The organism is Bradyrhizobium sp. LTSP849 (assembly GCF_000938255.1).
Taxonomy (GTDB): Bacteria; Pseudomonadota; Alphaproteobacteria; order Rhizobiales; family Xanthobacteraceae; genus Bradyrhizobium.
In genome coordinates this window covers 93,063-118,433 of the sequence record NZ_JYMR01000053.1, presented here as the reverse complement: position 1 = coordinate 118,433, position 25,371 = coordinate 93,063, and the positions used below count along the sequence as shown (strand labels likewise).

The following is a 25,371-nucleotide window of genomic DNA, read 5'->3' as shown; positions in this document are numbered from 1 at the left end:
TTCGCGTGAACGGAAGACGTCATGTTCGACATCGGGTGGAGTGAACTGGTCCTGATCGGGGTCGTGGCCCTGGTCGCCATCGGCCCGAAAGAGTTGCCGGGCGTGCTGCGCATGGTCGGTCAATGGATGGGCAAGGCCCGCAAGATGGCCGCCGAATTCCAGGGCCAGTTCCAGGAAGCGATGCGCGAGGCCGAGATGGCCGACCTCAAGAAGAGTTTTGACGAGGTCAAGGAAGCCGCGTCCGGCTTTGCCGGCAACAATTTGATGACCTCGCTCCAGAAGGACGTCAGCGACGCGCTCCGCGTCGATGCGCTCGACAAGCCGGCCGAGACGACCACGACCACGGCCGCTGCCGTCGAAGCGTCAGCGACTCCGAGTGAAGCGCCGGCGACTTCAAATGAAGCACCGGTCACACCGACGACGCCGGAAGCCCCGACGCCCGAGACATTTGTGGAAGCCGAAGCGCATGCTGCGGTGAACGAGCCGCTCGCGATCACGCGCGAGGTCGAACCGGCCGAGGTCAGCCAGGACACCGCGCCATCCGAGGCGATCAAGGACGCCAAAGCGTCATGAGCGACGCCGATATCGAAGCCAGCAAGGCGCCGTTGATGGACCATTTGATCGAGCTGCGTTCGCGGCTGATCAAGGCGCTGCTTGGCTTCGGCCTGGCCTTCATCTTCTGCTTCTTCTTCGCCAAGCAGATCTACAACGTGCTGGTCTGGCCGTTCGTGTGGATCGCTGGGCCCGAGAATTCGAAATTCATCTACACGGCGCTGCTGGAATATTTCATCACGCAGCTCAAGCTCGCGCTGTTCGGCGCCGGCTTCATCTCGTTCCCGATCGTCGCCACGCAGATCTACAAGTTCGTGGCACCGGGCCTTTACAAGCAGGAGAAGCAGGCCTTCCTGCCGTATCTGGTCGCGACCCCGTTCTTCTTCGTGCTGGGCGCGGCGCTGGTCTATTTCGTCGTGCTGCCGATGCTGGTCCGCTTCTCGCTCGGTATGCAGCAGGCCGGCAGTGACGAGACCGCGCAGATCCAGCTGTTGCCCAAGGTCGGCGAATATCTGTCGCTGATGATGTCGCTGATCTTCGCCTTCGGCATCGCCTTCCAGCTCCCGGTGATCCTGACGCTGCTCGGCCGAATTGGCATCATCTCCTCGAAAATGCTGCGCGAGAAGCGACGCTATTTTATCGTCGTCGCTTTCATCATCGCCGCCGTGCTGACGCCGCCGGACGTGCTCAGTCAGTGCTCGCTCGCGATTCCGCTGCTCGCGCTCTATGAGGGTTCGATCATTGCGGTCTCGATGGTGGAGAAGAAGGCAGCCGCCGCGAAGGCTCCCTCCGGCACCGACGCGTCGTCGGACGCCAAGCCGGCGGAGTAGGGCGCCGCCGCCCCGATGTCATTCCCCGCGAAGGCGGGGAATCCAGTACGCCGCGGCCCCTCGAAGAATCACTGCCGTCTCTGGAATACTGGATCGCCCGCTTTCGCGGGCGATGACAGCCGTGCTAGGGAGACCCGCTATCTGCAAACTTGCAACTCGGAAGCTGAAAGTTTGCAACCAGCCTCAGGACCACGGCCATGCACGACATCAAATCGATCCGCGACAATCCGCAAGCTTTTGACGCCGGCCTCGCCCGGCGGGGATTGAAGCCGCTGTCGGCTTCGCTGCTCGCGATCGACGAGACGCGGCGGGCGGCGATCCTGGCCTCGGAGCAGGCGCAGGCACGGCGCAATGCCGCCTCGAAAGAAATTGGCGACGCCAAGAAGGCGAAGGACGAGGCGCGTGCGGCCAAACTGATGGCCGAGGTGGCCGAGCTGAAGACCTCGATGCCGCAGCTTGAAGCGGCTGCCAAGGCCGCCGACGAGGAGCTGGCCAAGGAGCTTTCGGCGATCCCGAATCTGCCGCTCGGCGAAGTACCCGACGGCGTCGACGAGCACGGCAATGTGCAACGCCACGTCTTCGGCAACAAGCGCAACTACGCATTCGCGCCAAAGCTGCACGACGATCTCGGCACTGCGCTCGGCTACATGGATTTCGAAGCGGCGGCAAAGCTCTCCGGCGCGCGTTTCGTGGTGCTGAAGAAAGGGCTCGCTCGTCTCGAACGCGCGATCGGGCAATTCATGCTCGACCTGCACACGACCGAGCACGGCTACACCGAGATCAACCCGCCACTGCTGGTGCGCAACGAGGTGATGTTCGGCACCGGGCAGTTGCCGAAATTCGAGGACGATCAGTTCTGGGCAATCAAGGGCGAATTGCTTGCGTCACCCGACCTTGAGCGGCTGAGGACCGAGCGCCTTGGCCTGATCCCGACCGCAGAAGTGTCGCTGACGAATCTCGCGCGCGAATCCATTCTCGACGAGAAGCAATTGCCGATGCGGCTCACCGCGCTGACGCCCTGTTTCCGCGCCGAAGCCGGTGCTGCCGGACGCGACACCCGCGGCATGATCCGCCAGCATCAGTTCACCAAGGTCGAGCTGGTCTCGATCACGACGCCTGAGGCCAGCAAGGACGAGCTGGAGCGGATGCTCTCTTGTGCCGAGCAGGTGCTCCGGAAGCTCGACCTGCATTATCGCGTGATGACGCTCTGCGCAGGAGATATGGGTTTTTCGTCGCAAAAAACCTATGACATCGAGGTCTGGATGCCCGGGCAGGGCGATGGCGGCATGTTCCGCGAGATCTCGAGCTGCTCGGTGTGCGGCGATTTCCAGGCGCGGCGCATGGATGCGCGCTCGCGTGGGCCGGACGGCAAACCGCGCTTCGTGCACACGCTGAACGGCTCTGGCACGGCGGTTGGCCGCGCGCTGATCGCGGTGATGGAGACCTATCAGCAGGAGGACGGCTCGATCGCGGTCCCCGACGTGCTCCAGCCCTATATGGGCGGGCTGAAGGTCGTCGCGCGCGAGTAACGCTCCATTGCCGGGTGTTGCGGCAGAAACGTTTGGTTGCGAAGATCGGGCGGCCGGTTATCCTACCGGCCGTCCGTCAACGCGAACCAACCGTTCATGGCCTTGCATCGCGACATCTTCTGGGTTGGCAGACAATGGGCGGTGACCGGCGCTGGCGTTCAGGCCGTCGATCAGCGCCTGCGTGGCGTGCTGGACATCGACGTCGCGCGGCTCTGGGACGATGCCCATGTGCAAAGCCGGCGGGCCAAGCCCGGCGTCAATGTCGAGGATTTTGACAAGGCCGTGACGATGGCGCGGAGCCGCCATCCGCAGACGCCGGTGTTGGCTCCGATCATCGCGCAACTCGAAGCGCTCGGTGTGATTGACACATCGCCCGTCGAGAGCCCGGTCTTGCCGGCGATGCAGCTCCGTGCGGAGGGCAAGCTCGCGCGCTTCCTGCCGCAATGGCGAATCCGCCGCTAGCTAATGGTGCATTGGGCTCGGGTAGTTTGGTGTGATCCGGAAATACGTGCCCGGGTCGGTCGCGTGCGAGCGATGCCGCACCGGCATGCAGCCATGGCGCGTCGCGACCATGCCGCGGCCGCAGTCGCGCGATGGCTCCTCCGATGACAATTTTGGCGAAGCGTCGGTCTCCGGCTTGGCTGCGGCCGTGACGCAGGGAGCATCGCGCGGGCATCGCTTCGGCACGCATTGGCCCTTGGCCAATTCGAGATCGTAGACCTGCCCGGACATCGTGACCTGGCCGTTGCACAGGCACTGGCCCGCGACCGTCATCGCGCCGCCGATGCAATTCTCCGCATTGGCCCGCACGCATGTCCCGCCCGGATCCGTCCCCGCCGGCATCAATTCGTAGCCGGCCGGGCAGGTGCATTGCCCGTTGCTCACCGTGCCGCCATTGCACGTGACGGTGATCAGCGTGCGCGGCGGGGCGGGGGACGCATCGATGATGCAGGCGCCGCCCTCGACATGGGAGTTGGGCGGACATGCGAGCGGGATGCTCGTCGCGCTGTTCTCGGCCGGGGCGGGAAGCGGACTTGGCTCCGGCGCTGCCGGGATCGGTGCGGGCGCAATTGGGGCCGGTTTGGCGACGCAGACGCCGTTGCGGAACTCCTGCCAGGGAAAGCAGCGGTCCGCAGGCTCCGAATCCTGCGCCCATCCGGCGCCTGCCATGCAGAGGCCGAGACTGAGGAGGATTGCGGCTGCAAAGCGGGTCATTCCGTGCCCAGTCGCCAGAAAATGCCCAGGAAAAATAGGATACGGCGTTGCAGCACCGCAATGAGCTAGATCACAAAGGAGACGTGCATTGCACCGGCCTAATTCCCGGATTCGGCCGGTTTGCCTGATCGGCCGTAGCCGGATAAGACGGCCTGCCCCCATCTCAGGAATCGACCTCCGGCATGCGTATTCTCTGCACCAATGACGACGGCATCCACGCTCCCGGCCTCAAGGTCGTGGAGGAGATCGCACGCGCGCTGTCCGACGATGTCTGGGTGGTGGCGCCTGAGCTCGACCAGTCGGGCGTGTCGCATTCGCTGTCGCTGAACGATCCCCTGCGCCTGCGCGAAGTCGGCCCACAGCACTTCGCGGTGCGCGGCACGCCGACCGACTGCGTCATCATGGGCGCGCGCCATATTCTCGGCGCCAAGCTGCCCGACCTCGTGCTGTCCGGCGTCAACAAGGGCCGCAACGTTGCCGAGGACGTGGTCTATTCCGGCACCATTGCCGGTGCACTTGAAGGCACCATTCTGGGGATCCCATCCTTCGCGTTGTCGCAGGAATTCAGCGTCGAGACGCGCGAGCGGCCACTCTGGGATACCGCGCTTAAATTCGGGCCCGACATCCTGCGCAAGGTGATTGCTGCCGGCATCCCGAAGGACACGGTCATCAACGTCAACTTCCCGGCCTGTGCGCCGGAAGATGTGCTGGGCATCCGTGTGACGCGGCAGGGCAAGCGCAATCTCGGCTTCCTCAAGATCGACGAGCGCAGGGACGGTCGCGGCAACCCTTACTTCTGGATCGGCTTCGAACGCGCGGCGATGCTGGACACGCCTGCCGAAGGCACCGATCTCGCAGCGCTGCGCGAGCGCTACGTCTCGGTCACGCCGCTCAGGCTCGACCGCACCAACGAAGCGTTTTCGGAAGCGCTAAGCGTGACGCTGAAATAAGTAACGGCTTGGAAACAGGGCTAGCCGCCGCGCAGCGCGGCCTCGATGGTCTTGCCCAGGGCATCGAGCTGGAACGGCTTCTGAAGGGCCGGCCGGTCGCGATATTGCTCGGGCAGGCCCGATGAGCCGTAGCCGGTCGCGAAGATGAAGGGGCAGCCCTTCGCCTTGATCAGGTCGGCAACCGGCGAGATGACCTTGCCGTTGACGTTGACGTCGAGGATGGCGAGGTCGAACTCGGTCGATTGTGCAAGCCGCAGCGCCTCGGTGATATCGCCCGCTTCAGCCGCGACCTTGTAGCCGAGCTCTTCCAGCATATCTGCGACCATCATCCGGATCATGACCTCGTCCTCGACGAGGAACACAGAGCGGCCCGAAAGCCCTGTCGCAGTCATAACCGAGTCCTTGCCCATTCCGGAAAACGTTCGCAGATAACACCAAGCGACGCAATGCGCGTTTAGGCCAACGCAAATCCGCAAATAGCTTAATCTGTCGCGAGCCGATTGTGGTCAAGTGCTGCGCCGGAAGGCTATCATAGGTTCCTGAGCCGGAACAAGATTCTCGCCTGGGCCGTTGCGACGCAAACCATCGATCTAGCCCTCCGAGACGAACGCAGACAGCAATGACCTCCCATCAGCATCCGCCGGAAAAGATGATGTTTCAGCTCACGCTGAGGCGCCGGGGCATTAGCGATCAGGCCGTGCTGCGGACCATGGAGGAGGTGCCGCGCGAGCTGTTTGTCGAGGCCGCCGATCGCGACGGCGCCTATCGCGACAGCGCGCTGCCGATCGCTTGCGGGCAGACCATCAGCCAGCCCTTCGTCGTCGCCTACATGACCGAGCAGCTCCAGCTCCAGAAGAGCCACCGCGTGCTAGAGATCGGCGCCGGCTCCGGCTATCAGGCCGCCGTGCTGTCGCGGCTGGCGGGCCAGGTGCTGACGGTCGAGCGCTACCGCAGGCTCGCGGATGCCGCGCGCGCCAGGCTTGAGCAGCTCAGCTTCCACAATGTCGAGGTGATGCTGGGCGACGGCCTCAATTTGCCTCCCAACATCGGCCCGTTCGACCGCATCATCGTCACCGCGGCGATGGAGCAGATTCCGGAGAACCTGGTCGAGCGGCTCGAGGTCGGTGGCATCCTGATCGCGCCGGTCGGCCCGCATCAGGGCGTGCAGACGCTGACCCGCCTCCGCCGGGGCGAGGCCGGCATCGAGCGCAAGGAACTCGTCGAGGTCCGCTTCGTGCCGGCGCTGCCGGGCGTGGCGCGGGAGCTGTAGAACTCCGGATTGGCTGTGCTGCCAACATCTTATTGGGAGGGTTAAGCCGTTATTTACTCGGCGCGTGTTTACTTAAAAGACCAGTTCTGTTGCGTACGAGTGAGTAACCATGTCTGTAGTCGCCGAGTTGCTTTACTCGCGCCGCGTGCCGCAGGTTGCGGTGCTGGCGCTGATCTCCTTCAGCTTTGCTGGGTGTAGCGCCGACATGCAGTCGCGGCTGTCCCAGTCGAATTTCTCCAATCCCTTTGCGTCCGAGCAGACCGGTTCGGTACAGCAGGCACCGCCGCCGCGCGAGCTGCCGCAATATGCGCGGCCGCAGACGCAGTCCGGTTACTACCAGTCTCAGCCCTTGCCGCCGCCGGCGGTTGCAGCCCCGCAATCCTATCCCGTTGCAGCGGGTGGAGGCGTCTCTGGAGGCGGGCGCGGCCTCGGGTCCTATACGCCGCCGGCCCAGCCGCGTCTTGAAACCACCGGCACCGTGCCGCCGCGCTCGGTCGCGGCCGCCCAGCCGCCCGGCGGGACCAAGATCATCGTCGGGACCAGCGACACGCTCGACGTGCTCGCCAAACGCTATCACGTCACGCCGCAGGCGATCATGGCTGCCAACGGCTACAAGGGCCCGCGCGCGCTCTCGCCCGGCCAGCAACTGGTCATCCCGCATCCCGGAGCGACGGCTGCTGCGCCCGCGCCGCTGATGGCTCCGGTCGCGGCTGCTCCCGCGATGGCGCCGGCGGCGAAGCCGGTTGCGGCCCTGGCCGCACCGCCGAGTACCCACTTCGTCAATCACGGCGACACGCTCGCCAGCATCGCGCGCAAGAACCATATCTCGGCGGCCGAGCTCGCCCGCGCCAATGGTCTAAACCCGTCGACAAAACTCAAGCTCGGCACCAAGCTGACCGTGCCGGGTGCCAGGACCGCCGCGCTCGCAGCACCGGTTGCTCCGGCGCCTGTCGCGGCCGCGCCCGTTGCGGCCGCGCTGCAACCCGTTGCAGCCGCGCCTGCGCCCGCAACCAAGATGGCTTCTATCGCTGCGCCGGCGCAGAGCGCGCGTCTGGCCCAGGCCACCACCAATATCGAAGAGAAGCCTGTCGAGACACCGGCGAAGGCTGCGGAGACCACCAGCTCGCTGCCGACCTTCCGCTGGCCGGTGCGCGGCAAGGTGATCACGAGCTACGGCGCCAAGACCAACGGCAAGTCCAATGACGGCATCAATGTCGCGGTGCCCGAAGGTACGCCGGTCAAGGCGGCTGAAGACGGTGTCGTTGCCTATTCCGGCAACGAGCTGAAGGGTTATGGCAATCTGGTCCTGGTTCGGCACTCCAACGGCTACGTCACCGCATATGCCCATGCGAGTGAGCTGATGGTGAAGCGCGGCGATACCATCAAGCGCGGTCAGGTCATTGCCAAGTCGGGTCAATCCGGGGAGGTGGCGTCGCCGCAGCTCCACTTCGAGATCCGTAAGGGATCGAGCCCGGTTGACCCGCTTCAATTTTTGAATGGGGCGTGAGGCCTACGTAGCATCCGCAAAGACGGTGTCGTCGCCCGGCTTGACCGGGCGACCCAGTACGCCGCGGCGGTTGTGCTGAATCTCGATGTCTCTGGAATACTGGATTCCCCGCCTGCGCGGGGAATGACAGTTCACTTGTGGCGAGATCTTCCGCTACTTCGCCGCCAGCTTCACGCCCAGCCGTCCGGCAAGCTCCTGCACGAACTGCCAGGCGACGCGGCCTGAGCGCGAGCCGCGCGTGGTCGACCATTCCAGCGCTTCGCGTTCGAGCGCTTCGTCGTCGACCTTGACGCCGAAATGGCTGCAATAACCGCGTACCATGGCGAGGTATTCGTCCTGGCTACAGCGGTGGAAGCCGAGCCAGAGGCCGAAGCGATCCGACAGCGAGACCTTCTCCTCGACCGCTTCGCCGGGATTGATCGCGGTCGAGCGCTCGTTCTCGATCATCTCGCGCGCGAGCAAATGGCGGCGGTTGGAGGTGGCGTAGAGGATGACGTTTTCGGGCCGCCCCTCGATGCCGCCTTCGAGCACGGCCTTGAGCGATTTGTACGAGGCGTCGTTGCCGTCGAAGGAGAGATCGTCGCAGAACACGATGAAGCGGAAGGACGAGGCGCGCAATTGCTCCATCAGTGCGGGCAGGCTTTCGATGTCCTCGCGATGGATTTCGATCAGCTTCAGTTTCTCGGAGGCCTTGCGGTCCGCGTTGATGCTGGCGTGCGCCGCCTTCACCAGTGACGACTTGCCCATGCCGCGCGCGCCCCAGAGCAGGGCGTTGTTGGCGGGCAGTCCATTGGCGAAGCGTTCGGTGTTCTCCATCAGGATGTCGCGCATCCGGTCGACGCCCTTCAAAAGGAACAGCTCGACGCGGCTGACCCGAGGCACCGCGGCGAGGCGGCCGTCTGGGTGCCAGACATAGGCATCCGCCCGTGCGAACGATTCGGGCGTTGCGGCCGGCTTCCCCTGGGCGGCGAGGTGGGCCGCAATGGTCTCCAGCGCGCGGACGATGCGCTCCTGGGTGAGGTCGATGGGGGCTGCCTTGGTGGGTCCCTTGAGGCGTTTTGCCGCGACGCGGGCGGGCTTTCCGGCAGGGGTACGGGGGCCTTTGCCGGCCGGGCTTTTGCTTGGTTTTCTGGGCATGTCCGAAGTTCCTGAGAATGCAGCCTTATCGGGCCTGAAGCCGCGCCGCAAGGTGGCCAAATCGCCGGTCTGGCAGCGTTGCAATTGGGCCGGTGGCCGCTATAGTCCGCGCGAATTTGACCGAACCGGTCGCCCCAGGGGCCTGACCGGTTTTCCCCCGTTTCCACGAGGATCGTCCGAATGTTCATTACTCCTGCGTATGCCCAGGCTGCGGGCGCCGGCGACACCAACAGCATGTTGATGTCGCTGCTGCCGTTCGCCCTGATCTTCGTGATCATGTACTTCCTGATTCTGCGCCCGCAGCAGAAGAAGGTGAAGGACCATGCCGAGCTCGTGAAGAACATCCGCCGCGGCGATACCGTCGTCACCTCGGGCGGCCTCGTCGGCAAGGTCACCAAGGTGGTCGATGACGACCAGATCGAGTTCGAGATCGCCGACGGCGTGCGTGTGCGCCAGATGCGTTCGATGGTCTCTGGCGTGCGCGCCAAGGGCGAGCCGGCCAAAGAAAGCGCCAAGGAAAGCGCCAAGGACGACACCGCGGCGAAGTGAGCGTCCGCGCGAGTCTCTCAAATCTCCTGATCTGACAGGTCCAGTCGATGTTGTATTTCACGCGGTGGAGGGCGCTCGGGATTATCCTGACGGCGCTGATCGTGTGCCTCTGCGCGGTCCCGAATTTTTTCCCCGAAACGCAGGTCAAGACCTGGCCGGCCTGGGCGCAGCGCCGGCTCGTGCTCGGCCTCGACCTCCAGGGCGGCTCCTATCTGCTGCTCGAGGTCGATTCCGCCTATGTGAAGAAAGAGAAGCTCGATCAGGTCCGCGACGATGTCCGTCGCGCGCTGCGCGATGCCAAGATCGGCTATACCGGCCTTGTGACGCGCGGCGACACGGTCGAAGTCCGCGTCAAGGACACCGACCTCCAGACTGCTTTCGCCAAGCTGCGTGACCTGGCGCAGCCGATCGGCGGCCTGCTCGGGTCGAGCAGCCAGCGCGACCTCGAGGTGACCGATGCCGGCGGCGGATTGATCCGCCTGGCGCTGTCTCAGCCCGCGATGGTCGAGCGTATGCGCAAGACCATCGAGCAATCGATCCAGATCGTCGAACGCCGCGTCAACGAACTCGGCACCGTCGAGCCCGTGATCCAGCGCCAGGGCAACGACCGCATCCTGGTGCAGGTCCCGGGCCTTCAGGATCCGACCCATCTGAAGGAGCTGCTCGGCAAGACCGCGAAGATGGAATTCCGGATGGTCGACACCTCCGTGCCGCCGGACCAGGCGCAGCGGGGTGGAGTGCCGCCGGAATCCGAGCTGTTGATGAGCCAAAGCTCGCCGAAGGTGCCTTACGTGGTCAAGAAGCAGGTGCTGGTTTCGGGCGCCGAGCTCAACGATGCGCAGACCGGGTTTGACCAGCGTACCAACGAACCGATCGTCTCCTTCCGCTTCAATTCAACCGGCGCCCGCAAGTTCGCGCAGGCTACGCAGGAAAACGTGGGTCTGCCATTTGCGATCGTGCTCGACAATGAAGTGATCTCGGCACCTGTCATTCGCGAGCCCATCACGGGCGGGCAGGGGCAGATCTCGGGCAGCTTCACGGTCCAGTCCGCCAACGATCTCGCGATCCTGATGCGCGCCGGCGCGCTGCCGGCACCGCTCACGGTCGTCGAAGAGCGTACAGTCGGTCCGGGCCTCGGCCAGGACTCGATCGAGAAGGGCGAGCTTGCGGCCTATGTCGGCTCGATCATGGTCATCGTGTTCATGCTGCTGACCTATCGGTTGTTCGGCGTGTTCGCCAACATCGCGGTGGCGATCAACGTCGCCATGATCTTCGGCCTGTTGTCGCTGCTCAATGCCACGCTGACGCTGCCCGGCATCGCCGGCATCGTGCTCACCGTCGGCATCGCGGTCGATTCCAACGTGCTGATCTATGAGCGCATCCGCGAGGAGCTGCGCGGCGGCCGCAACGCGATCTCGGCGATCGACGCCGGTTTCAAGCGGGCGCTTGCGACCATCCTCGATTCCAACATCACGACCTTCATTGCCGCTGCGGTGCTATTCTATATTGGCACCGGCCCGGTGCGCGGCTTCGCCGTGACGCTCGGCATCGGCATCATCACCACGGTATTCACCGCCTTTACGCTGACCCGGCTGATCGTGGCCGGGTGGGTGCGGTGGAAGCGGCCGCAGAGCGTCCCGATCTAGGAGCCTGACCGTGACTCACATTGTTCTCATCGGGCTCGGCATCCTGATTGCCGTCCTCACCGTGGTCTCGGTGTTCGGCTGGCTGCCGTCGCTGCGCATCGTCCCGGACGATACGCATTTCGATTTCACGCGCTTCCGCCGCATCAGCTTCCCGATTTCGGCGGCGCTGTCGATCGTCGCCATCACGCTGTTCTTCACCCACGGCCTGAATTTCGGCATCGACTTCCGCGGTGGCACGCTGCTGGAGGTGCGGGCCAAATCCGGCACCGCCGACATCGCGGCGATGCGCACGACACTGGATGGTCTGCGCCTGGGCGAAGTCCAGATCCAGCAAATCGGCGGTCCCGCGGACGTCCTGATCCGTGTCGCGGAGCAGCCCGGCGGTGATGCCGCCCAGCAGGAAGCCGTGCAGAAAGTCCGCGGCGCGCTCGGTGATTCCTTCGAATATCGCCGCGTCGAGGTGGTCGGCCCGCGCGTCTCCGGCGAGTTGCTGGCCTTCGGCATGCTCGGCCTGATGCTCGCGATCGTCTCGATCCTGATTTACCTCTGGTTCCGGTTCGAATGGCAGTTCGCGCTCGGCGCCATGATCGCCAACGTGCACGATATCGTGCTGACGATCGGCTTCATGTCGATCAGCCAGGTCGATTTCGACTTGACCAGCATCGCCGCGCTTCTGACCATTCTCGGCTATTCGCTCAACGACACCGTCGTCATCTATGACCGCATCCGTGAAATGCTGCGGCGCTACAAGAAGATGCCGATGCCGCAGCTGCTCAACGAGTCCATCAACTCGACGCTGTCGCGCTCGATCATCACCCACTTCACTGTGACACTGGCGCTGCTGGCGCTGCTGCTGTTCGGCGGGCATGCCATTCACAGCTTCACGGCCGTCATGATGTTCGGCGTGGTGCTGGTCGGCACCTACACCTCGATCTTCATCGCGGCGCCGATCCTGATCTATCTCGGCGTCGGCGAGCATCGCGAGGATGCGGTCGAAGTGACTACGCCGGCGAAGAAAAACAAGGCATGATCCGAACCGCATGCCCTCGCAAGCGTTTGCGACGGCAGTAAGCTCATTCGGACGAAGCGCATGGCCGGCGATCCCAACGCACCGCATTTCCCGCGCTCGGCGCCAATTGAGGCCTATGGCAAGGGCGGCTTTGCCTTTGCGGGCATGTCGCATCGGGGCTCGCTGCTCTGCCTGCCCGACGCGATCTGGGCCTGGGACGTGACCGATCCCGCCAGGATCGACCGTTATTCGCTTGAGCGGGTCTTTGCGGCTGCCAACAGCATCGACACGCTTCTGGTCGGCACCGGAACCGGAGTGTGGCTGCCGCCGCCGGAGCTGCGACAGGCCTTGAAGGCGGTGAGAGTGGTGCTGGACACGATGCAGACCGGTCCCGCCGTGCGCACCTACAACATCATGATCGGCGAACGGCGTCGCGTCGCGGCCGCGCTGATCGCCGTGCCATGAACAGCGCCACGCCTCCTGCCGATAGCGCTGCCTTCTGCGCCGATCTCGTGCGAAGCCATGACTTTCCGCGCTATGTCGCGACGCTGTTCGTGCCCGCCGTCGAGCGTCGCGCGCTGCTGGCGCTCTACGCCTTCAATGTCGAGATCGTCCGCGTCCGCGATCAGGTGAGCCAGCCCTTGCCCGGCGAAATCCGCCTGCAATGGTGGACCGACATGCTGTCAGGCCACGCCCATGGCAGCGTCGAGGGCAATCCGGTCGCGGCAGAGCTACTGCGGGCGATCCGCGATTTCGAGCTGCCGGTCGAGCCATTGTCGCTGCTCGCCGACGAGCACCAGTTCGATCTCTACAACGATCCAATGCCGACGATGACGGCGCTCGAAGGCTATCTGGCTGCGACCTGTTCGGCGTTGTTCACGCTCGCAGCCCGGATCATGGCGCCGCCTTCGGAAGCCGTCGAGCATCTCGCGCGGCACGCCGGGCTGGCGCAGGGCATCGCGCAGGTGATCACGAATTTGCCGCGCGATGCCGCGCACCGGCAACTGTTCCTGCCGCAGCAGATTCTGGATAGCCACGACTGCGGGATCGAAGATGTCTTTGCCGGTAAGGAGAGCTCCAATCTCAGAGCTGTCTTGGATCAGCTCGTGAGCGAGGCGCAGCAACATTTGGCAACGGCCATATCGCTGCTCGCGGAGGTGCCGCCGTCGGTCCGGCCTGCGCTTCTGCCGCTAAGCCAGGCACGGGCCGATCTCAAGCGCCTGTCGCGGCCGGGGCGCAATCCGTTCGCGCCGCAGCCGGCGTCGCGGTTGCGCACGCTGTGGACGCTGTGGCGGGCTTCACGATCGCGGGAATTTACCAAATAGCGCTCGGCTTATCGCCCGGGCCGGCCAAATGCTCTATGCTGTCCTATGGCCGAGTTGTCCCAAACCGTATCCTCCGATCCGAGCGACTTTCCGGTCGCACTGAGCGACATTCATGCCGCTGCCGCTACGATCCGGGGCGCCGTGGTCGAAACGCCCTGTAGCTACAGCCGGACGCTGAGCAACATCTGCGGCTGCGAGATCTGGCTCAAATTCGAGAACCTCCAGTTCACCTCCTCGTTCAAGGAGCGCGGCGCGCTGAACCGGCTCACGGCGCTGACGCCGGTAGAACGTGCGCGCGGCGTGGTCGCGATGTCTGCGGGAAACCATGCGCAGGGCGTGGCCTATCACGCCAGGCGGCTCGGCATTCCCGCCACCATCGTCATGCCCGTGGGCACACCGATGGTGAAGGTCGAGAATACCAGGCATCACGGTGCTGAGGTGGTCGTTACCGGCGCGACGCTGGAGGAGGCTGCCGCGTTCGCGCGAAGCCACGGCGAGGCCCGCGACATGATCTTCGTCCACCCTTACGACGATCCGCTGGTCATTGCGGGGCAGGGCACGGTCGGGCTTGAGATGCTCACGGCGGTGCCGGAGCTCGATACGCTGGTCGTCCCGATCGGCGGCGGTGGCCTGATCAGCGGCATTGCCATAGCCGCGAAGTCCTTGAAGCCATCATTGCGGATTCTGGGCGTCGAGGCCTGGCTCTATCCCTCGATGTACAACGCCATCCACGGCGGCACTCTGCCCGCGCGTGGCGATACGCTGGCCGAAGGCATTGCGGTGAAATCGCCCGGTAAGATTACCACCGAGATCGTCCGCCACCTCGTCGACGACATTGCGCTCGTCAACGAAGCCGAGCTCGAGCGCGCGGTCGCAACCCTGATCTCGATCGAGAAGACGGTCGTCGAGGGCGCCGGCGCCGCGGGCCTCGCGGCGGTCATGTCAGATCCGTCGCGCTTCGCCGGCCAGAAAGTCGGGCTGGTCCTGAGCGGAGGCAATATCGACACAAGGCTGATCGCCTCGGTGCTCACGCGTGAGCTTGCGCGCGAGGGCCGGCTGACCCAATTGTCGCTCGATATCCCCGACCGGCCCGGGCAATTGGCCGCGGTCGCGGCGCTGCTGGCCGAGGCCGGCGCCAACATCATCGAGGTCTCGCACCAGCGGACGTTCTCCGATCTGCCGGCTAAGGCGACACTGCTGCAACTCGTCATCGAAACCCGCGATAGCGCGCATCTCGACGAGGTCATGGCCAAGCTCGGCGCATCCGGGCTGAGCGCACGCTGCACCTGAGCGTCGCTATCGCGGCGCCAAACCTGCGAGGTGGCCGATCAGCCGATCGATCTCGGCCTCCGTGTTGTAGTAATGCGGGGATGCGCGCACGAGCACCGGCAGGGAGCGCACCTCGGAGTCGATGCGGGTGCTCGATGGATCCGATGCGCCGATCGTGATGCCGGCCGCGCCGGCGCTGGTGACGATGGCCTCGGCCTCATACCCCTCCATCGTGAAGCTGACGATGGCACCCGGCGTGCGTCCGAGGTCACGAATTTTGATGCCGCGAATGGAGGTGAGGCCGCTGCGAAGGCGGTCCGCAAGCATGCGGCAGCGCTGTTCGATCGGGCCTATTCCGATATCGAGGGCGTAATCGATGGCCGCGCCGAGTCCCAGCCGGGCTGTGTAGTTGTTCTCCCAGGTCTCGAAACGGCGCGCATCGTCGCGGAGCCGGTACTCATCGCGCGAAACCCAGGGCGCCGCGAAGTGGTCGATCATGGGGGGCTCGAGCTGTTGCAGCAGCGCCCGGCGGACGTAGAGAAAGCCGGTGCCGCGCGGGCCGCGCAAAAATTTGCGGCCGGTGGCGGACAGCATGTCGCAGCCGATCGCTTCGACGTCGACTTGCATCTGGCCGATCGCCTGGCAGGCGTCGAGCAGATAGGGAATGCCTCGTGCGCGCGCGATCCTGCCGACGGCCGCCGCAGGATTGACGAGGCCGCCATTGGTCGGGACCCAGGTGATCGCGATCAGCTTCACGCGCTCATCGATCATGCGCTCGAGCGCGTGGACGTCGAGCTCGCCGCTGGCATCGCTCGGCACCACCTCGATGATCGCGCCCGTCCGCTTGGCGACCTGAAGAAAGGCGACATAATTGGCGGCATATTCCGCCTCGGCGGTCAGGATGCGATCGCCGGTGCGAAACAGCAGCGCATAAAACGCCATCTGCCAGGCAACTGTCGCGTTCTCCACGAGGGCGATTTCGTCCGGCGCGGCATTCAGCAGGCGCGCCACAGAGCCGTAGACGGCATCAAGCCGATCGGATTCTCGGTCGGCGGCAGCATAGCCGCCAATCTCGCCTTCCAGATCGATATGCTGCTTCATCGCCTCGACAACAGGCGCGGGCATGAGAGCGGCTCCCGCGTTATGCAGGTATGTGAGCCGGCTGGTGGCAGGCGTGTCGGCACGTATTCGCGCGATGTCGATCAACTAGGCCTCCGCTTCTCGCCATCTTTCTGCATGAATTAGACGCGCCGAACAATGCGGGCAAGATGGCGGACAGCAAGGAACAATGCCTGGCGTCGTCTCAGATGCAGAGGCCGAGCAGCTTGATGTGGCAGTTGCTGGATTTGGGCTTGCTCGCGGGAGCAGCCTCGCGCTTTACGACGACCAGCGGCTCCGTGTCCTTCTTGCCCTTGCCGCGCTTCTGCTCGTAATCGCCGGCGATCTCCATGGCCCAATAGGTGCGCTTGCCGCTGGCATTCTTGGCGCTCGCAATTCCGACGCGGGAGGCGTTGGGGAGCAATAGGTTCTTGCGGTGGCCGGAGGAGTCGATCCACTGGCCGAGCGTCTTCTCGAAATTGTCGTAGCCGTAAGCAATGTTCTCGGCGGCACGGCCCGCGCCGGCCGGCGCGATGCGCCTGTTGAACGGGCCGAGCGTCTCGTGGCTGAGATCATCCTTCGCCGCCATCGCGCGTGCCTGGTCCATCGCAATGCGGTCGAGGGTGGCATCGCGCACGACGCGGACCTCACCATGCTTGAGGCGGAAGCTGGAGATCTGCTCTGCCGGAGATTCGGCCATTGCGGGTGCGGTGGCCAGCAACAGAAGGCCGGCGATCAGGCCGCCAGCCACGCGATGCATCTTCGTCCCCCGAGTGCCCATAACTCCGCCAAACCTGCGTTATCCGACTGCTTCTCTATCGCCAATGTGGACGCTTCAAGGCGCGGGCAGCCTGTCAGCCCGCCGGCAGGTGCGCCTCAAAATTGAAGCGGTCACGCAGGTTTTTGCGCTGCTCCAGAATGTCCTTCAGGAAGGCGCGGTCCTGGTCGTTCTTCATCATCGGCTCGATCAGGTCGAGCTGGTTCATGGCGACCAGTTGCAGGATCTCGGTGCGGGGCCTGCCGCTGGCGTCGCGCGGTAGCGCGTGCACGACCTGGATGTGTTCCGGCGGCTTTGGGCCTTTCGCGGCGCTGAGCTCGTTGCGAATCTGGCCCTCGAGTGCGGCGTGATCGGCCTCGACGAAGGCATAGAGCCCGACGCCCGAGCGGCGGTCGGCAAAGGCGACGATCGCGGTGTCGCGCACGGCCGGAATCTTGCGGATCAGCTCGGCCAGCACCGGCGCATCGTTGACGAGCCGGCGGCCGCCGCCCTCCCGGTCGGTGAAGTTGAACAGGCCGCGCGTGATTGCCCGATAGACCTTCTTGCCGGTGGCGAGCCACAGGCTCGCGGCGAACGACTTTTTCGCGAGAATTTTTCGTTCGCGCGGCGTTAGCGCCTCAGGCGCATAGGAACGCTTGTGCTTGAGGAGGTGCCGGAGATCCTCATAGGCGAGGACGCGATAGAGCCGTCCGCGGCGTTTGAAGCAGGCGGCGAGCTGGAAGTCGGTCACATAGGCGCGGCCGTCGCGGCCGACCAGCCAGTTCTGCTCCTTGGCGAGATCGTTGTGGCAGATGCCGGCGCGGCGCATCCGGCGCAGCGCCACCTTGGCCGAGCGGAAATAGGCGAGATCGCCATGCGGCTTCGCCAGATGCAGTGCGACGCCGTCAACGAAGCCGCGCATCAGGGCGCGGCGGCCGGCCCACAAGAGCTCGGGACCGACGTCGAGGCCCTTGGCGAGCGCCAGCGCATGCTTCTCGCGCGCGAACAGATGGCGTGCCAGGAGGAACGACCACCACGGCACCTCGTCGAGCCGGCGCAGCACAGCGTCGACCTCGCCATTGTCGCCACGGAAGCGGCCGCGCTCGACGGTCGAGAACACGTCGCGCTTGAGCAGCACGCCCTCGATCCAGCGTGCCGAGAGCACCGCGGCGTCGTCTTTGGGAAGGTTCATCTCAAACTCACGCCGCGGCGGCAATGCGCAAATGATCGGCGATCCAGCGATCGAGATCGGCGAGCGCCAGAGCGCTCATCGCCTGCTTCTTGGCCACCGTTTTCTCGTTGCCGCGCAGACGCGTGCCGTCCGGCTTCTTCGTCGGTGCGCTCGCGAGCGGCGGGAACAGGCCAAAATTGATGTTCATCGGCTGGAACGAGCGCGTGCCCGGTTCGATGGTCTCGATATGGCCGCCGGTGATGTGGCTGAGCAGCGATCCCAGCGCGGTCGTGCCGGGTGGGCTCGCAAGCGTCTCGCCGCGCGAATCGGCTGCCGCATAGAGGCCGGCGATCAGGCCGACGCTGGCGGATTCCACATAGCCCTCGCAGCCCGTCATCTGGCCGGCAAAGCGCAGCCGCGGCTGCGCGCGCAGGCGCAACTGGCCGTCGAGCAGCTTTGGCGAGTTCAGGAAGGTGTTGCGATGCAGGCCGCCGAGGCGGGCGAACTCGGCCTTCTCCAGCCCCGGAATGGTGCGGAAGATGCGCTGCTGCTCGCCGTACTTCAGCTTCGTCTGGAAGCCGACGATGTTGTAGAGCGTGCCGAGCTTGTTGTCCTGGCGCAGCTGCACGATCGCGTAGGCTTTCGTCGCGGGATCGTGCGGATTGGTGAGGCCGACCGGCTTCATCGGGCCGTGGCGCAAGGTCTCGGGACCGCGCTCCGCCATCACCTCGATCGGCAGGCAGCCGTCGAAATAGGGCGTGTTGGTCTCCCACTCCTTGAATTCGGTCTTCTCGCCGGCGATCAACGCGGCGACGAAGCCGTCATACTGCTCTTTCGTCATCGGGCAGTTGATGTAGTCGGCACCGGTGCCGCCGGGGCCGACCTTGTCGTAGCGGGACTGGAACCAGGCCGCCGACATGTCGATGGATTCGCGGTGCACGATCGGCGCGATCGCGTCGAAGAAGGCGAGCGCGTTCTCGTCGGTCAGCCCGCGGATGGCGTCGGCCAGCGGGGCGGAGGTGAGGGGGCCAGTCGCAACGATGACGTTGCTCCAGTCCGCCGGTGGCAGGCCTGCGACTTCGCCGCGGGCGATCTCGATGAGCGGATGGTCGTTGAGCGCCTTGGTGACGGCGGCCGAAAAGCCGTCGCGGTCGACGGCGAGTGCGCCGCCGGCAGGCACCTGGTTGGCGTCGGCCGCGCGCATGATCAGTGAGCCGAGCCGGCGCATCTCCGCATGGAGCAGGCCGACGGCGTTGTTGGCGGCATCGTCCGAACGGAACGAATTGGAGCAGACGAGCTCGGCGAGTCCGTCGGTGCGGTGTGCCTCGGTCATGCGGTCCGGCCGCATCTCGTGCAGCACCACGGGCACGCCGGATTTCGCCACCTGCCAGGCGGCCTCGGAGCCGGCAAGGCCTGCGCCGATGACGTGCACGGTATTAGATTGGGATCCTGTCATGGGGCGGACAGGTAGCGCTTTTCGGCGGTCAGTGGAATCGCTGAGATCGAGTTTTCTGCCGCTGAAAACGACAGCGCCCGCACGAGGCGGGCGTTATCGGTTCGTCCGGTTAAGGGCTGAACGATATCAGCCCTGATACTGACCGGCGGCAACGCGCGGGATGTCCGAGCGATCGAGGCCGATGTCGGCCAGTTCGCGATCGCTGAGCTGGGACAGCTCGGCAACATTGCGCTGATAGTCCCGGAAAGCCTGGATCATGCGGATGAGCGAGAGCAGCATTGGTAGTCTCCTGTAGTTCGATTCAGCCCTTGACCTGAGCGTCATCGTTGAAATGAATATAGAAGAGGGTGGTGCAGTGCGGAAGTTCCGATGTTGCGATGCAGCTAAGCGAAGGATGCATGGCATCGGTAAGAGACGATTAACCTCTCGGCAGTCCCGCCCAACAGCTAGGCGAAACCGGTCGCGTGGCACTCTAAATGCCCGTTAAATCACGGATTTACATATCTTTGCGCGGTTCCGATACTGAGGAAATGGGTTACATTTCCGTGATCTTCAAGGCGTCGCGGCAGCTTGTAGGCCCAAGTCCGGCATGCGTGATTCGCATGAATCAGTGTCAGAAGAAATGATTATGCATTCATAGTATTGGAGGGAGATAATCCCGCTATCTGTCTCGGGGAGACGGCTGGGATTCGTTCGGGCGAGGCTTCAGGAATTCATTAATGGGCTCGCAGCGAGGCCCGAGATTCTTGCTCAATCAGCCAAGTGAGCGTCCGTTCCAATGATGCACTGCACACACGCCGAACGTGCAGAGGCCTGATTACAAACTTGTAATGAAAATCAGAAATTTCGCATGCGGCTCTGCGCCGCGCGCAACATCACGCAGTTCTCGCGGGGAATTTATTGCGGCAAGTTGCCGCGTCGGCAGCAAAGTCATGTTGCAGATTCCGGCAATGTCGCTGGGTCTGTCCCAAGAAGAAGAGAAGGAAAGTAACATCATGACGAAGTTACTCGGGGTTATTGCAATTGCCGCCGTCGCTTTCGCCGTCGCGCCGGCCCAGGCCGCCAAGCACGCCATGGGCGGTTGCAGTGGGTCCAATCTGGAGAAGACGGAGACCGCGATCGAGAACATGGCCGACGGTGACAGCAAGTTCGTGGCTGAGAAGGAAATCACGGCTGCGCAGGACGCGCTGCTCAACGGTAAAATGGGTGCGTGCGGCATGCACCTGAACAAGGCGATGCAAGCCACCGCAGGCAAGTAAACGGGTAAGTAAACGCACCAAGAGAGGGCCGGTCGCTGGGCGATCGGCCCTACGCGTTTCGTTTCAGGCTTGTCTTAAACAGGCTTGCCTTAAGGCGCGTGCGCGAGCTGGGTGGCGAAATAAGCGACCGTCTTGGAATAGACCTCGCTCTTGTTCCACTGCTGGAGCACCGCGAAGTTCGGACTGCCCGGCTGCCAATCCTTGCCGCGCTGCCAGCCATAGCCGGCGAGATAGTTGGCGGTGGAAGCGAGCACATCGGGCGCGTTGCGCAAGAGGTCGCGCTTGCCGTTGCCGTCGAAATCGACGGCGTATTTCATCCAGGACGATGGCATGAACTGGGTCTGGCCGAGTTCGCCGGCCCAGGCGCCCTTCATGTCGGCGGGCGCGAGATCGCCGCGCTGGACGATGCGCAGCGCATCCATCAGTTCGCCGCGAAACTGCTCGGCGCGCCGGCAGTCATAGGCCAGCGTCGCCAGCGAGCGGATCGTCGCGAACTTGCCTGTGTTGACGCCGAAATCGGTCTCGAGACCCCAGATCGCGACCAGCACTTCGCCTGGCACGCCATAGGTCTGCTCGATGCGCGACAGCACCGAGCCGTACTGCTTCATCATGTTTGAGCCGCGCGTCATCCTCGGCGGCACCATGCGGCCTGAAAACTCCTCGAAGGTCTGGGTGAAGACCTTTTGCGAGTGGTCGCGGTTGAGCACGCCCTGGTCGAGCGTCACACCGGCGAGCCCGGAGGCAATGGCCTGTTGCGAGATGCCTTTGGCTGCGGCGTCGGTTTTGAAATCCGCAAGCCAGGCGTCGAAATTGCCTGAACCGCAGGCGACCGCAGGCTCGGCGGCGAGGATTAAGGCGGTGAGGGCGAAGGCTGCGAGAGCGAGACGAGAAATCGTCGGGGTCATTCGTCTAAATTGATTCCGTGAAGTGGCATGACCGGCGGCGGCAATGTCGGTTGTAACCGCGGCCAAAGCAAGGCGTATGACGCTGTCCGATCCTGCCCGGATCTGGGCAGGATCGGATGTTGCGATATCGTCAGGCGTCCGTCCTGTTCCGCCACGGGAAGAGATTGGCGGGGAAATCGGCGGCCGGCTTGCGCGGACGCTGTGGCGGAGGCGGCACCGGCCGTGCGCCGGGATCGGAGACGATCACCTTGCAATAGAGATGCCAGGTGGCGTGGCCGAGCAGCGGGATGACGACGGCGAGGCCGAGGAAAGCGGGAATCGTGCCGAGCGCCAGCAGCACCGCGACGATCAGGCCCCAGGCCGCCATCGGCACCGGGTTTTTGGCCACGACGCGGAGCGAGGTGACCATTGCCTCGAACGCACCGGCATGGCGGTCGAGCATCAAGGGGAACGACACGGCGCTGATACAGAGCGCGGCGAGTGCAAACAGGAAGCCCGTGCCGCAGCCGATCGCGATCAGCCACCAGCCCTGCGATGTCGTCAGCACGCGCGTCACGAAATCCGAGATTCCGGTCACCCCCTCATAGCCAAACGCCGCAACATAGATCGCCTGCGCCGTCGCAACCCAGGTCACGAACAGAGCGAGCAACAGCGTGCCGAGGCCGAGCATTGCACCGAAGGAGGGCGAGCGCAGCACCTCCACGGCATCCCAGGCGTTGGCCTCTTCATAGCGTTCACGCCGGCTCGATAGCTCATAGAGGCCGAGCGCTGCGAACGGGCCGATCAGGGCAAACCCCGCGGCCAGCGGAAACAGCAGCGGTATCACCGAATAGCCCATTGCGACGCGCGCGATCACGAGGCCGAGCACCGGATAGATCACGCAGAGGATGATGGCGTGGCTCGGAACCGCCTTGAAATCTTCCCAGCCGCGCTTGAGCGCGTCGTACAGGTCGGATAGCTGGATGGTTCGGATGGTTGGTCCCGCCGCATCAGCGGGCGGGGCCATTGTGGGCACATTGCCCTGGTAAAGTGTGGCCATAGTCGCTTGCTCCTCGCCATGCAGCCGAATCCGGCGCCGGCAAACGGCGCGAGCGGCCGCTTTTCTTGGATGATCGCGATTCCGACCAGACGCGAATTCCGGATGGCATCGCGAGCTGAACACAAAGCGTACTCCCAATCCCGAGTCCTGTCCCTCACGCTTGGGTGAGATTCGATGCCGCAGTGCAACCTCGATGATGTCATTCGGTCGTCATTTCGCCGCAGATAAGCTGATGCTGCTTGTGGTTCGCGAGAACAGCGCGGGCGCATCGCACAAACTTCGTCTATAAGTGCCACTCAAGGCCCTTCCAACGGATCCTTTTCGGGGAGTAGACATGAGCATTTTCGGGAAAATTATGGGCGCGATCTTCGGCAGCCATCCGGCTTCCGCCGCGCCCGCCGGCAGCGCACCCGCAGGGACCGCGTCTGCCGGGGCTGCACCGTCGTCCGCGCCCGGCGCGGCACCCTCTGCGGCGCCCGCAGCGACCGTGGACGTTGCGGCCATCGTCGACAAGCTGGTGGCGGCCCAGAAGGAGAAGCTGGAATGGCGCACCTCGATCGTCGATCTCATGAAGGCGCTCGACATCGATTCAAGCCTGGCCGCGCGCAAGGACCTCGCCAAGGAGCTCGGTTTCAGCGGCGACATGAACGACTCGGCGAGCATGAATGTCTGGCTGCATAAGCAGGTGATGTCGAAGCTCGCCGCCAATGGCGGTAAGCTGCCGCCGGAAATCAAGCACTGATCGAGCACTCGGTCGCTGCGAGGGCCCGCCATCGCGCGGGCCCATTTGCTTCAGGCGACGAGATCCGCATCCTCCGGATGCTTGTCGAGATAGTCGACCACGAAGCCGCAGCCCGCGATCACTTTCTTGCCGTCGCGCCGGATCAAGTCCAGCGCGCCCTTGATCAGCTCGGAGGCGACGCCGCGGCCGCGCAGCGCGTGCGGCGTCTCGGTGTGGGTGATGATCACGGCCGACGGCGTCAGCCGGTAATTGGCGAAGGCAAGCTCATTGCCGACATCGAGTTCGAAGCGGCTCCTGTCGCTGTTGTCGCGTACCGATGCCGCCATGAGAGATCCTTCCGAAGCGCTGCTTATCCCCTGATCTAGGCGCCTGAACCCGCCTCTGCCAAGGCGCGACCAAGGGAAATTGCCGCAGGGGAGATATCCGGAAAATGCGTGTCCCGCTCAGCCTCATGGCGTTGCTCGCCGCGCTCCTCTCGTCGGTCCCGGCTTCGGCTGAGGGCGGTCCAACCTGGGACGCCTGCATTGGGCTGACGAGCACGCCGGATGAACGGGTCAAGGCCTGCTCGACGGTGATCGACACCAGGAGCGAGACAGGTCAGAGACTCGCCGGCGCCTATTGCAGCCGCGGGCACGGCCTCACCGAGAACCGCGAGCTCGATGCCGCGCTGGCCGACCTGGACGAAGCGGTTCGGCTCGATCCGACCTATGCCTGCGCCTTCAACAACCGCGGCCGCGTCTACAGTTTCAAGCGCGACTATGACCGCGCCATCGCCGATTACGACCAGGCCATCAAGCTCGATCCGTCGCTGGCGCTGGCCTACAGCAACCGCGGCGAGTCCCGCTTCAACAAGGGCGATCTCGACGGCGCCTTCGCGGATTTCGACGCTGCGATCAAGCGCGATCCTAACTATGCCACGGCCTACGCCAATCGCGCCCTGGTGTATTACCGCAGGCACGACATGACGCATGCGCTCGCCGATTACACCGTGCGGATCAAGCTCGCGCCCGATCTGCTCGCCTATATCGACCGCGGCAACGTCTATCGCGACAGCGAGCAGCTTGACCGCGCCGCCGCCGACTATGGCGAGGCGATCCGCGTCGCGCCGACCGACGCGCGGGGCTGGCGCAATCGCGGCATGATCCGCCTCTACCAGGGTGACAACAAGGGCGGTCTCGCCGACTACGACAAGGCGCTGCAGTACGATCCCGCCGACGTGTTTTCCTGGAACAATCGCGGCCAGGCCAGAATGCGGCTCGGCGACAAGCAGGGCGCGATTGCCGATTTCAGGAAGGCCTTGGAGTTGAAGCCGGGCTTGCAGACGGCGCAGGAGTCGTTGAAGCGGCTGGGAGCGCTGTAGTTCTCCGTCATTGCTTCGCTCGCAATGACGGGGTTAGACCTTCAGCAGATCCTGATACTCCGGGTGCTTCTCGATATACGCTTTCACGAACGGGCACTGCGCGACCACCCTCAGCCCGGCAGCGCGGACCTGATCGAGCGCGCCCTTGATCAGCTTTGAGCCAACACCCTTGCCGCCGAGTTCGGGCGGCACCTCGGTGTGGACGAAGGTGATCACGTCGCCCTCGATCTCGTAATAGGTCGCGGCGAGATGGCCCTCGAGCTCGAGTTCGTAGCGGTGCTGGCCCCTGTTGTTGATGATGTCGCTCATGATGTTTTCGGTTCGCTTCAATCGGCCGCTTTGGCGAGCCGCGAATCTTCCGGCTGAGGTTTTGAGCGCAGGCAACCCTGGCAAATGACCAGCGAACGGCTGACCTTCGCATCCTGATCGGTATCGATGCCGTCCTGCGCGTTGTCCTGTTTGCCACTCGCTGAGGTTCGCGTTGCGCGAGATGGCTCGGAGGCGGAACGGGGCCGATTGGGGTCCTCGCCGGCGCCATCCCAGGCATAGCGCGCGAGCTTGAAGGCGGGATCCGGGGTGAGCTGGGCTTGCGGGGACATCGCACATCCGGCGAGCGCCAGCGACAAGAGGAGTAATGCGGACGCTTTGACCATGATGCGGCACTCTGTACGCGAGAACTGCGCGAGGTTGCGCCGATCATGTTTAAAATTCCCTGAACGATCGTGCTGGCAGCTACGCGGCCGGCGGCCTTGCGGGGGTGCTGGCGATGGCGATAAATGGGCTGCAATGAGCGGGG

29 protein-coding genes are annotated in these 25,371 nt (G+C 64.3%); 16 read left to right on the top strand and 13 right to left on the bottom strand.

Annotated elements, in window-relative coordinates; all coding sequences use genetic code 11:
• Positions 1–21 precede the first annotated feature (21 nt).
• The 4 genes from tatB to UB31_RS34185 all read left to right on the top strand — a co-directional run bounded on the left by tatB (position 22) and on the right by UB31_RS34185 (position 3,373).
• Entirely contained in the window at positions 22–573 is a 552-nt protein-coding gene (gene tatB, locus UB31_RS34200) for a Sec-independent protein translocase protein TatB (protein ID WP_045014020.1), read from the top strand.
• Positions 570–1,382 carry a twin-arginine translocase subunit TatC gene (tatC, locus tag UB31_RS34195; protein ID WP_045014019.1) on the top strand — a complete coding sequence of 271 codons (813 nt, stop codon included), beginning with the start codon at positions 570–572 and terminating at the stop codon, positions 1,380–1,382. Before tatB ends, tatC begins: the two co-directional genes overlap by 4 nt.
• 197 nt (positions 1,383–1,579) lie before the next feature.
• The gene (gene serS / locus UB31_RS34190; RefSeq protein WP_045014018.1) at positions 1,580–2,911 is read left to right on the top strand and encodes a serine--tRNA ligase; all 1,332 of its coding nucleotides are present in this window, start codon (positions 1,580–1,582) and stop codon (positions 2,909–2,911) included.
• A 96-nt stretch (positions 2,912–3,007) separates the two neighbouring features.
• Positions 3,008–3,373: a hypothetical protein gene (locus tag UB31_RS34185; RefSeq protein ID WP_045014017.1), complete on the top strand. Its 366-nt coding sequence runs from the start codon at positions 3,008–3,010 to the stop codon at positions 3,371–3,373.
• Here the strand turns inward: UB31_RS34185 and UB31_RS34180 are convergent, their stop codons facing one another.
• On the bottom strand, positions 3,374–4,126 hold the full coding sequence (locus tag UB31_RS34180; RefSeq protein ID WP_045014016.1) for a hypothetical protein: 753 nt from the start codon (positions 4,124–4,126) through the stop codon (positions 3,374–3,376).
• 182 nt (positions 4,127–4,308) lie between these two features.
• Between UB31_RS34180 and surE the strand changes: the two genes are divergently transcribed.
• On the top strand, positions 4,309–5,076 hold the full coding sequence (surE, locus tag UB31_RS34175; protein ID WP_045007521.1) for a 5'/3'-nucleotidase SurE: 768 nt from the start codon (positions 4,309–4,311) through the stop codon (positions 5,074–5,076).
• Between the two features lie 20 nt (positions 5,077–5,096).
• On the opposite strand, the gene UB31_RS34170 is transcribed toward surE, so the two are convergent.
• Entirely contained in the window at positions 5,097–5,468 is a 372-nt protein-coding gene (locus UB31_RS34170; RefSeq protein ID WP_045007645.1) for a response regulator, read from the bottom strand.
• 227 nt (positions 5,469–5,695) lie between these two features.
• Between UB31_RS34170 and UB31_RS34165 the strand changes: the two genes are divergently transcribed.
• Both UB31_RS34165 and UB31_RS34160 read left to right on the top strand, forming a co-directional pair.
• On the top strand, positions 5,696–6,346 hold the full coding sequence (locus UB31_RS34165) for a protein-L-isoaspartate(D-aspartate) O-methyltransferase (RefSeq protein WP_156175676.1): 651 nt from the start codon (positions 5,696–5,698) through the stop codon (positions 6,344–6,346).
• A 109-nt stretch (positions 6,347–6,455) separates the two neighbouring features.
• Positions 6,456–7,853, top strand: a complete 1,398-nt coding sequence (locus UB31_RS34160; RefSeq protein WP_045014015.1) for a LysM peptidoglycan-binding domain-containing M23 family metallopeptidase — start codon at positions 6,456–6,458, stop codon at positions 7,851–7,853.
• Between the two features lie 153 nt (positions 7,854–8,006).
• On the opposite strand, the gene UB31_RS34155 is transcribed toward UB31_RS34160, so the two are convergent.
• Positions 8,007–8,990 carry an ATP-binding protein gene (locus UB31_RS34155; protein WP_045014014.1) on the bottom strand — a complete coding sequence of 328 codons (984 nt, stop codon included), beginning with the start codon at positions 8,988–8,990 and terminating at the stop codon, positions 8,007–8,009.
• Positions 8,991–9,170: 180 nt separating this feature from the next.
• On the opposite strand from UB31_RS34155, the gene yajC reads away from it, so the two are divergent.
• Genes yajC through UB31_RS34125 form a run of 6 tightly spaced genes read left to right on the top strand, consistent with a single transcriptional unit; the run spans position 9,171 to position 14,809 of the window.
• Positions 9,171–9,539, top strand: coding sequence for a preprotein translocase subunit YajC (yajC, locus tag UB31_RS34150; RefSeq protein ID WP_045007518.1), 369 nt, complete (start codon positions 9,171–9,173; stop codon positions 9,537–9,539).
• Between the two features lie 47 nt (positions 9,540–9,586).
• The gene (gene secD, locus UB31_RS34145) at positions 9,587–11,185 is read left to right on the top strand and encodes a protein translocase subunit SecD (RefSeq protein ID WP_045014013.1); all 1,599 of its coding nucleotides are present in this window, start codon (positions 9,587–9,589) and stop codon (positions 11,183–11,185) included.
• Between the two features lie 10 nt (positions 11,186–11,195).
• A complete protein-coding gene (secF, locus tag UB31_RS34140; protein WP_050032280.1) occupies positions 11,196–12,215 on the top strand; it encodes a protein translocase subunit SecF in 1,020 nt (339 codons plus the stop codon).
• A gap of 60 nt (positions 12,216–12,275) precedes the next feature.
• Entirely contained in the window at positions 12,276–12,659 is a 384-nt protein-coding gene (locus UB31_RS34135) for an Mth938-like domain-containing protein (RefSeq protein WP_045014012.1), read from the top strand.
• Entirely contained in the window at positions 12,656–13,519 is an 864-nt protein-coding gene (locus tag UB31_RS34130; protein ID WP_045014011.1) for a phytoene/squalene synthase family protein, read from the top strand. The genes UB31_RS34135 and UB31_RS34130 overlap by 4 nt, the downstream gene beginning before the upstream one ends.
• A gap of 45 nt (positions 13,520–13,564) precedes the next feature.
• The gene (locus UB31_RS34125; RefSeq protein WP_045014010.1) at positions 13,565–14,809 is read left to right on the top strand and encodes a threonine ammonia-lyase; all 1,245 of its coding nucleotides are present in this window, start codon (positions 13,565–13,567) and stop codon (positions 14,807–14,809) included.
• Between the two features lie 6 nt (positions 14,810–14,815).
• Here the strand turns inward: UB31_RS34125 and UB31_RS34120 are convergent, their stop codons facing one another.
• The 5 genes from UB31_RS34120 to UB31_RS40905 all read right to left on the bottom strand — a co-directional run bounded on the left by UB31_RS34120 (position 14,816) and on the right by UB31_RS40905 (position 19,549).
• The gene (locus tag UB31_RS34120) at positions 14,816–15,994 is read right to left on the bottom strand and encodes an aminotransferase class V-fold PLP-dependent enzyme (protein ID WP_045014009.1); all 1,179 of its coding nucleotides are present in this window, start codon (positions 15,992–15,994) and stop codon (positions 14,816–14,818) included.
• 97 nt (positions 15,995–16,091) lie between these two features.
• Positions 16,092–16,646, bottom strand: coding sequence for a CAP domain-containing protein (locus UB31_RS34115; protein ID WP_045014008.1), 555 nt, complete (start codon positions 16,644–16,646; stop codon positions 16,092–16,094).
• Between the two features lie 94 nt (positions 16,647–16,740).
• The gene (locus tag UB31_RS34110; protein ID WP_045014183.1) at positions 16,741–17,835 is read right to left on the bottom strand and encodes a serine/threonine protein kinase; all 1,095 of its coding nucleotides are present in this window, start codon (positions 17,833–17,835) and stop codon (positions 16,741–16,743) included.
• Positions 17,836–17,842: 7 nt separating this feature from the next.
• Entirely contained in the window at positions 17,843–19,270 is a 1,428-nt protein-coding gene (trmFO, locus tag UB31_RS34105; RefSeq protein WP_045014007.1) for a methylenetetrahydrofolate--tRNA-(uracil(54)-C(5))-methyltransferase (FADH(2)-oxidizing) TrmFO, read from the bottom strand.
• Positions 19,271–19,396: 126 nt separating this feature from the next.
• The gene (locus UB31_RS40905; protein ID WP_007590701.1) at positions 19,397–19,549 is read right to left on the bottom strand and encodes a DUF1127 domain-containing protein; all 153 of its coding nucleotides are present in this window, start codon (positions 19,547–19,549) and stop codon (positions 19,397–19,399) included.
• A gap of 653 nt (positions 19,550–20,202) precedes the next feature.
• On the opposite strand from UB31_RS40905, the gene UB31_RS34100 reads away from it, so the two are divergent.
• Positions 20,203–20,529: a hypothetical protein gene (locus UB31_RS34100; protein WP_045007509.1), complete on the top strand. Its 327-nt coding sequence runs from the start codon at positions 20,203–20,205 to the stop codon at positions 20,527–20,529.
• A gap of 89 nt (positions 20,530–20,618) precedes the next feature.
• Here the strand turns inward: UB31_RS34100 and UB31_RS34095 are convergent, their stop codons facing one another.
• Positions 20,619–21,434 carry a lytic murein transglycosylase gene (locus UB31_RS34095; protein ID WP_045014006.1) on the bottom strand — a complete coding sequence of 272 codons (816 nt, stop codon included), beginning with the start codon at positions 21,432–21,434 and terminating at the stop codon, positions 20,619–20,621.
• Between the two features lie 130 nt (positions 21,435–21,564).
• Positions 21,565–22,473 (bottom strand): DUF2189 domain-containing protein, encoded by a 909-nt coding sequence (locus UB31_RS34090; RefSeq protein WP_045014005.1) that lies wholly within the window; start codon positions 22,471–22,473, stop codon positions 21,565–21,567.
• Positions 22,474–22,807: 334 nt separating this feature from the next.
• Here UB31_RS34090 and UB31_RS34085 point away from each other — a divergent pair, with 334 nt between their 5' ends.
• Positions 22,808–23,215, top strand: coding sequence for a DUF3597 domain-containing protein (locus UB31_RS34085; RefSeq protein ID WP_045014004.1), 408 nt, complete (start codon positions 22,808–22,810; stop codon positions 23,213–23,215).
• A gap of 50 nt (positions 23,216–23,265) precedes the next feature.
• On the opposite strand, the gene UB31_RS34080 is transcribed toward UB31_RS34085, so the two are convergent.
• Positions 23,266–23,541: a GNAT family N-acetyltransferase gene (locus UB31_RS34080; protein ID WP_045007506.1), complete on the bottom strand. Its 276-nt coding sequence runs from the start codon at positions 23,539–23,541 to the stop codon at positions 23,266–23,268.
• 104 nt (positions 23,542–23,645) lie between these two features.
• Here UB31_RS34080 and UB31_RS34075 point away from each other — a divergent pair, with 104 nt between their 5' ends.
• Positions 23,646–24,575, top strand: a complete 930-nt coding sequence (locus UB31_RS34075) for a tetratricopeptide repeat protein (protein WP_045014003.1) — start codon at positions 23,646–23,648, stop codon at positions 24,573–24,575.
• A gap of 33 nt (positions 24,576–24,608) precedes the next feature.
• Here UB31_RS34075 and UB31_RS34070 read toward each other — a convergent pair whose 3' ends face one another.
• Both UB31_RS34070 and UB31_RS34065 read right to left on the bottom strand, forming a co-directional pair.
• Complete coding sequence (locus tag UB31_RS34070; RefSeq protein ID WP_045014182.1) at positions 24,609–24,884, bottom strand: GNAT family N-acetyltransferase; 276 nt, start codon at positions 24,882–24,884, stop codon at positions 24,609–24,611.
• A 17-nt stretch (positions 24,885–24,901) separates the two neighbouring features.
• Positions 24,902–25,174, bottom strand: a complete 273-nt coding sequence (locus UB31_RS34065; RefSeq protein WP_245306116.1) for a hypothetical protein — start codon at positions 25,172–25,174, stop codon at positions 24,902–24,904.
• Positions 25,175–25,371: the final 197 nt, after the last annotated feature.

Coding starts and splice junctions, on each gene's coding strand:
- tatB (WP_045014020.1), top strand. CDS start 22: ATGTTCGACATCGGGTGGAGTGAACTGGTCCTGATCGGGGTCGTGGCC.
- tatC (WP_045014019.1), top strand. CDS start 570: ATGAGCGACGCCGATATCGAAGCCAGCAAGGCGCCGTTGATGGACCAT.
- serS (WP_045014018.1), top strand. CDS start 1,580: ATGCACGACATCAAATCGATCCGCGACAATCCGCAAGCTTTTGACGCC.
- UB31_RS34185 (WP_045014017.1), top strand. CDS start 3,008: ATGGCCTTGCATCGCGACATCTTCTGGGTTGGCAGACAATGGGCGGTG.
- UB31_RS34180 (WP_045014016.1), bottom strand. CDS start 4,126: ATGACCCGCTTTGCAGCCGCAATCCTCCTCAGTCTCGGCCTCTGCATG.
- surE (WP_045007521.1), top strand. CDS start 4,309: ATGCGTATTCTCTGCACCAATGACGACGGCATCCACGCTCCCGGCCTC.
- UB31_RS34170 (WP_045007645.1), bottom strand. CDS start 5,468: ATGACTGCGACAGGGCTTTCGGGCCGCTCTGTGTTCCTCGTCGAGGAC.
- UB31_RS34165 (WP_156175676.1), top strand. CDS start 5,696: ATGACCTCCCATCAGCATCCGCCGGAAAAGATGATGTTTCAGCTCACG.
- UB31_RS34160 (WP_045014015.1), top strand. CDS start 6,456: ATGTCTGTAGTCGCCGAGTTGCTTTACTCGCGCCGCGTGCCGCAGGTT.
- UB31_RS34155 (WP_045014014.1), bottom strand. CDS start 8,990: ATGCCCAGAAAACCAAGCAAAAGCCCGGCCGGCAAAGGCCCCCGTACC.
- yajC (WP_045007518.1), top strand. CDS start 9,171: ATGTTCATTACTCCTGCGTATGCCCAGGCTGCGGGCGCCGGCGACACC.
- secD (WP_045014013.1), top strand. CDS start 9,587: ATGTTGTATTTCACGCGGTGGAGGGCGCTCGGGATTATCCTGACGGCG.
- UB31_RS34135 (WP_045014012.1), top strand. CDS start 12,276: ATGGCCGGCGATCCCAACGCACCGCATTTCCCGCGCTCGGCGCCAATT.
- UB31_RS34130 (WP_045014011.1), top strand. CDS start 12,656: ATGAACAGCGCCACGCCTCCTGCCGATAGCGCTGCCTTCTGCGCCGAT.
- UB31_RS34125 (WP_045014010.1), top strand. CDS start 13,565: ATGGCCGAGTTGTCCCAAACCGTATCCTCCGATCCGAGCGACTTTCCG.
- UB31_RS34115 (WP_045014008.1), bottom strand. CDS start 16,646: ATGCATCGCGTGGCTGGCGGCCTGATCGCCGGCCTTCTGTTGCTGGCC.
- UB31_RS34110 (WP_045014183.1), bottom strand. CDS start 17,835: ATGAACCTTCCCAAAGACGACGCCGCGGTGCTCTCGGCACGCTGGATC.
- trmFO (WP_045014007.1), bottom strand. CDS start 19,270: ATGACAGGATCCCAATCTAATACCGTGCACGTCATCGGCGCAGGCCTT.
- UB31_RS40905 (WP_007590701.1), bottom strand. CDS start 19,549: ATGCTGCTCTCGCTCATCCGCATGATCCAGGCTTTCCGGGACTATCAG.
- UB31_RS34100 (WP_045007509.1), top strand. CDS start 20,203: ATGTTGCAGATTCCGGCAATGTCGCTGGGTCTGTCCCAAGAAGAAGAG.
- UB31_RS34095 (WP_045014006.1), bottom strand. CDS start 21,434: ATGACCCCGACGATTTCTCGTCTCGCTCTCGCAGCCTTCGCCCTCACC.
- UB31_RS34090 (WP_045014005.1), bottom strand. CDS start 22,473: ATGGCCACACTTTACCAGGGCAATGTGCCCACAATGGCCCCGCCCGCT.
- UB31_RS34085 (WP_045014004.1), top strand. CDS start 22,808: ATGAGCATTTTCGGGAAAATTATGGGCGCGATCTTCGGCAGCCATCCG.
- UB31_RS34080 (WP_045007506.1), bottom strand. CDS start 23,541: ATGGCGGCATCGGTACGCGACAACAGCGACAGGAGCCGCTTCGAACTC.
- UB31_RS34075 (WP_045014003.1), top strand. CDS start 23,646: ATGCGTGTCCCGCTCAGCCTCATGGCGTTGCTCGCCGCGCTCCTCTCG.
- UB31_RS34070 (WP_045014182.1), bottom strand. CDS start 24,884: ATGAGCGACATCATCAACAACAGGGGCCAGCACCGCTACGAACTCGAG.
- UB31_RS34065 (WP_245306116.1), bottom strand. CDS start 25,174: ATGTCCCCGCAAGCCCAGCTCACCCCGGATCCCGCCTTCAAGCTCGCG.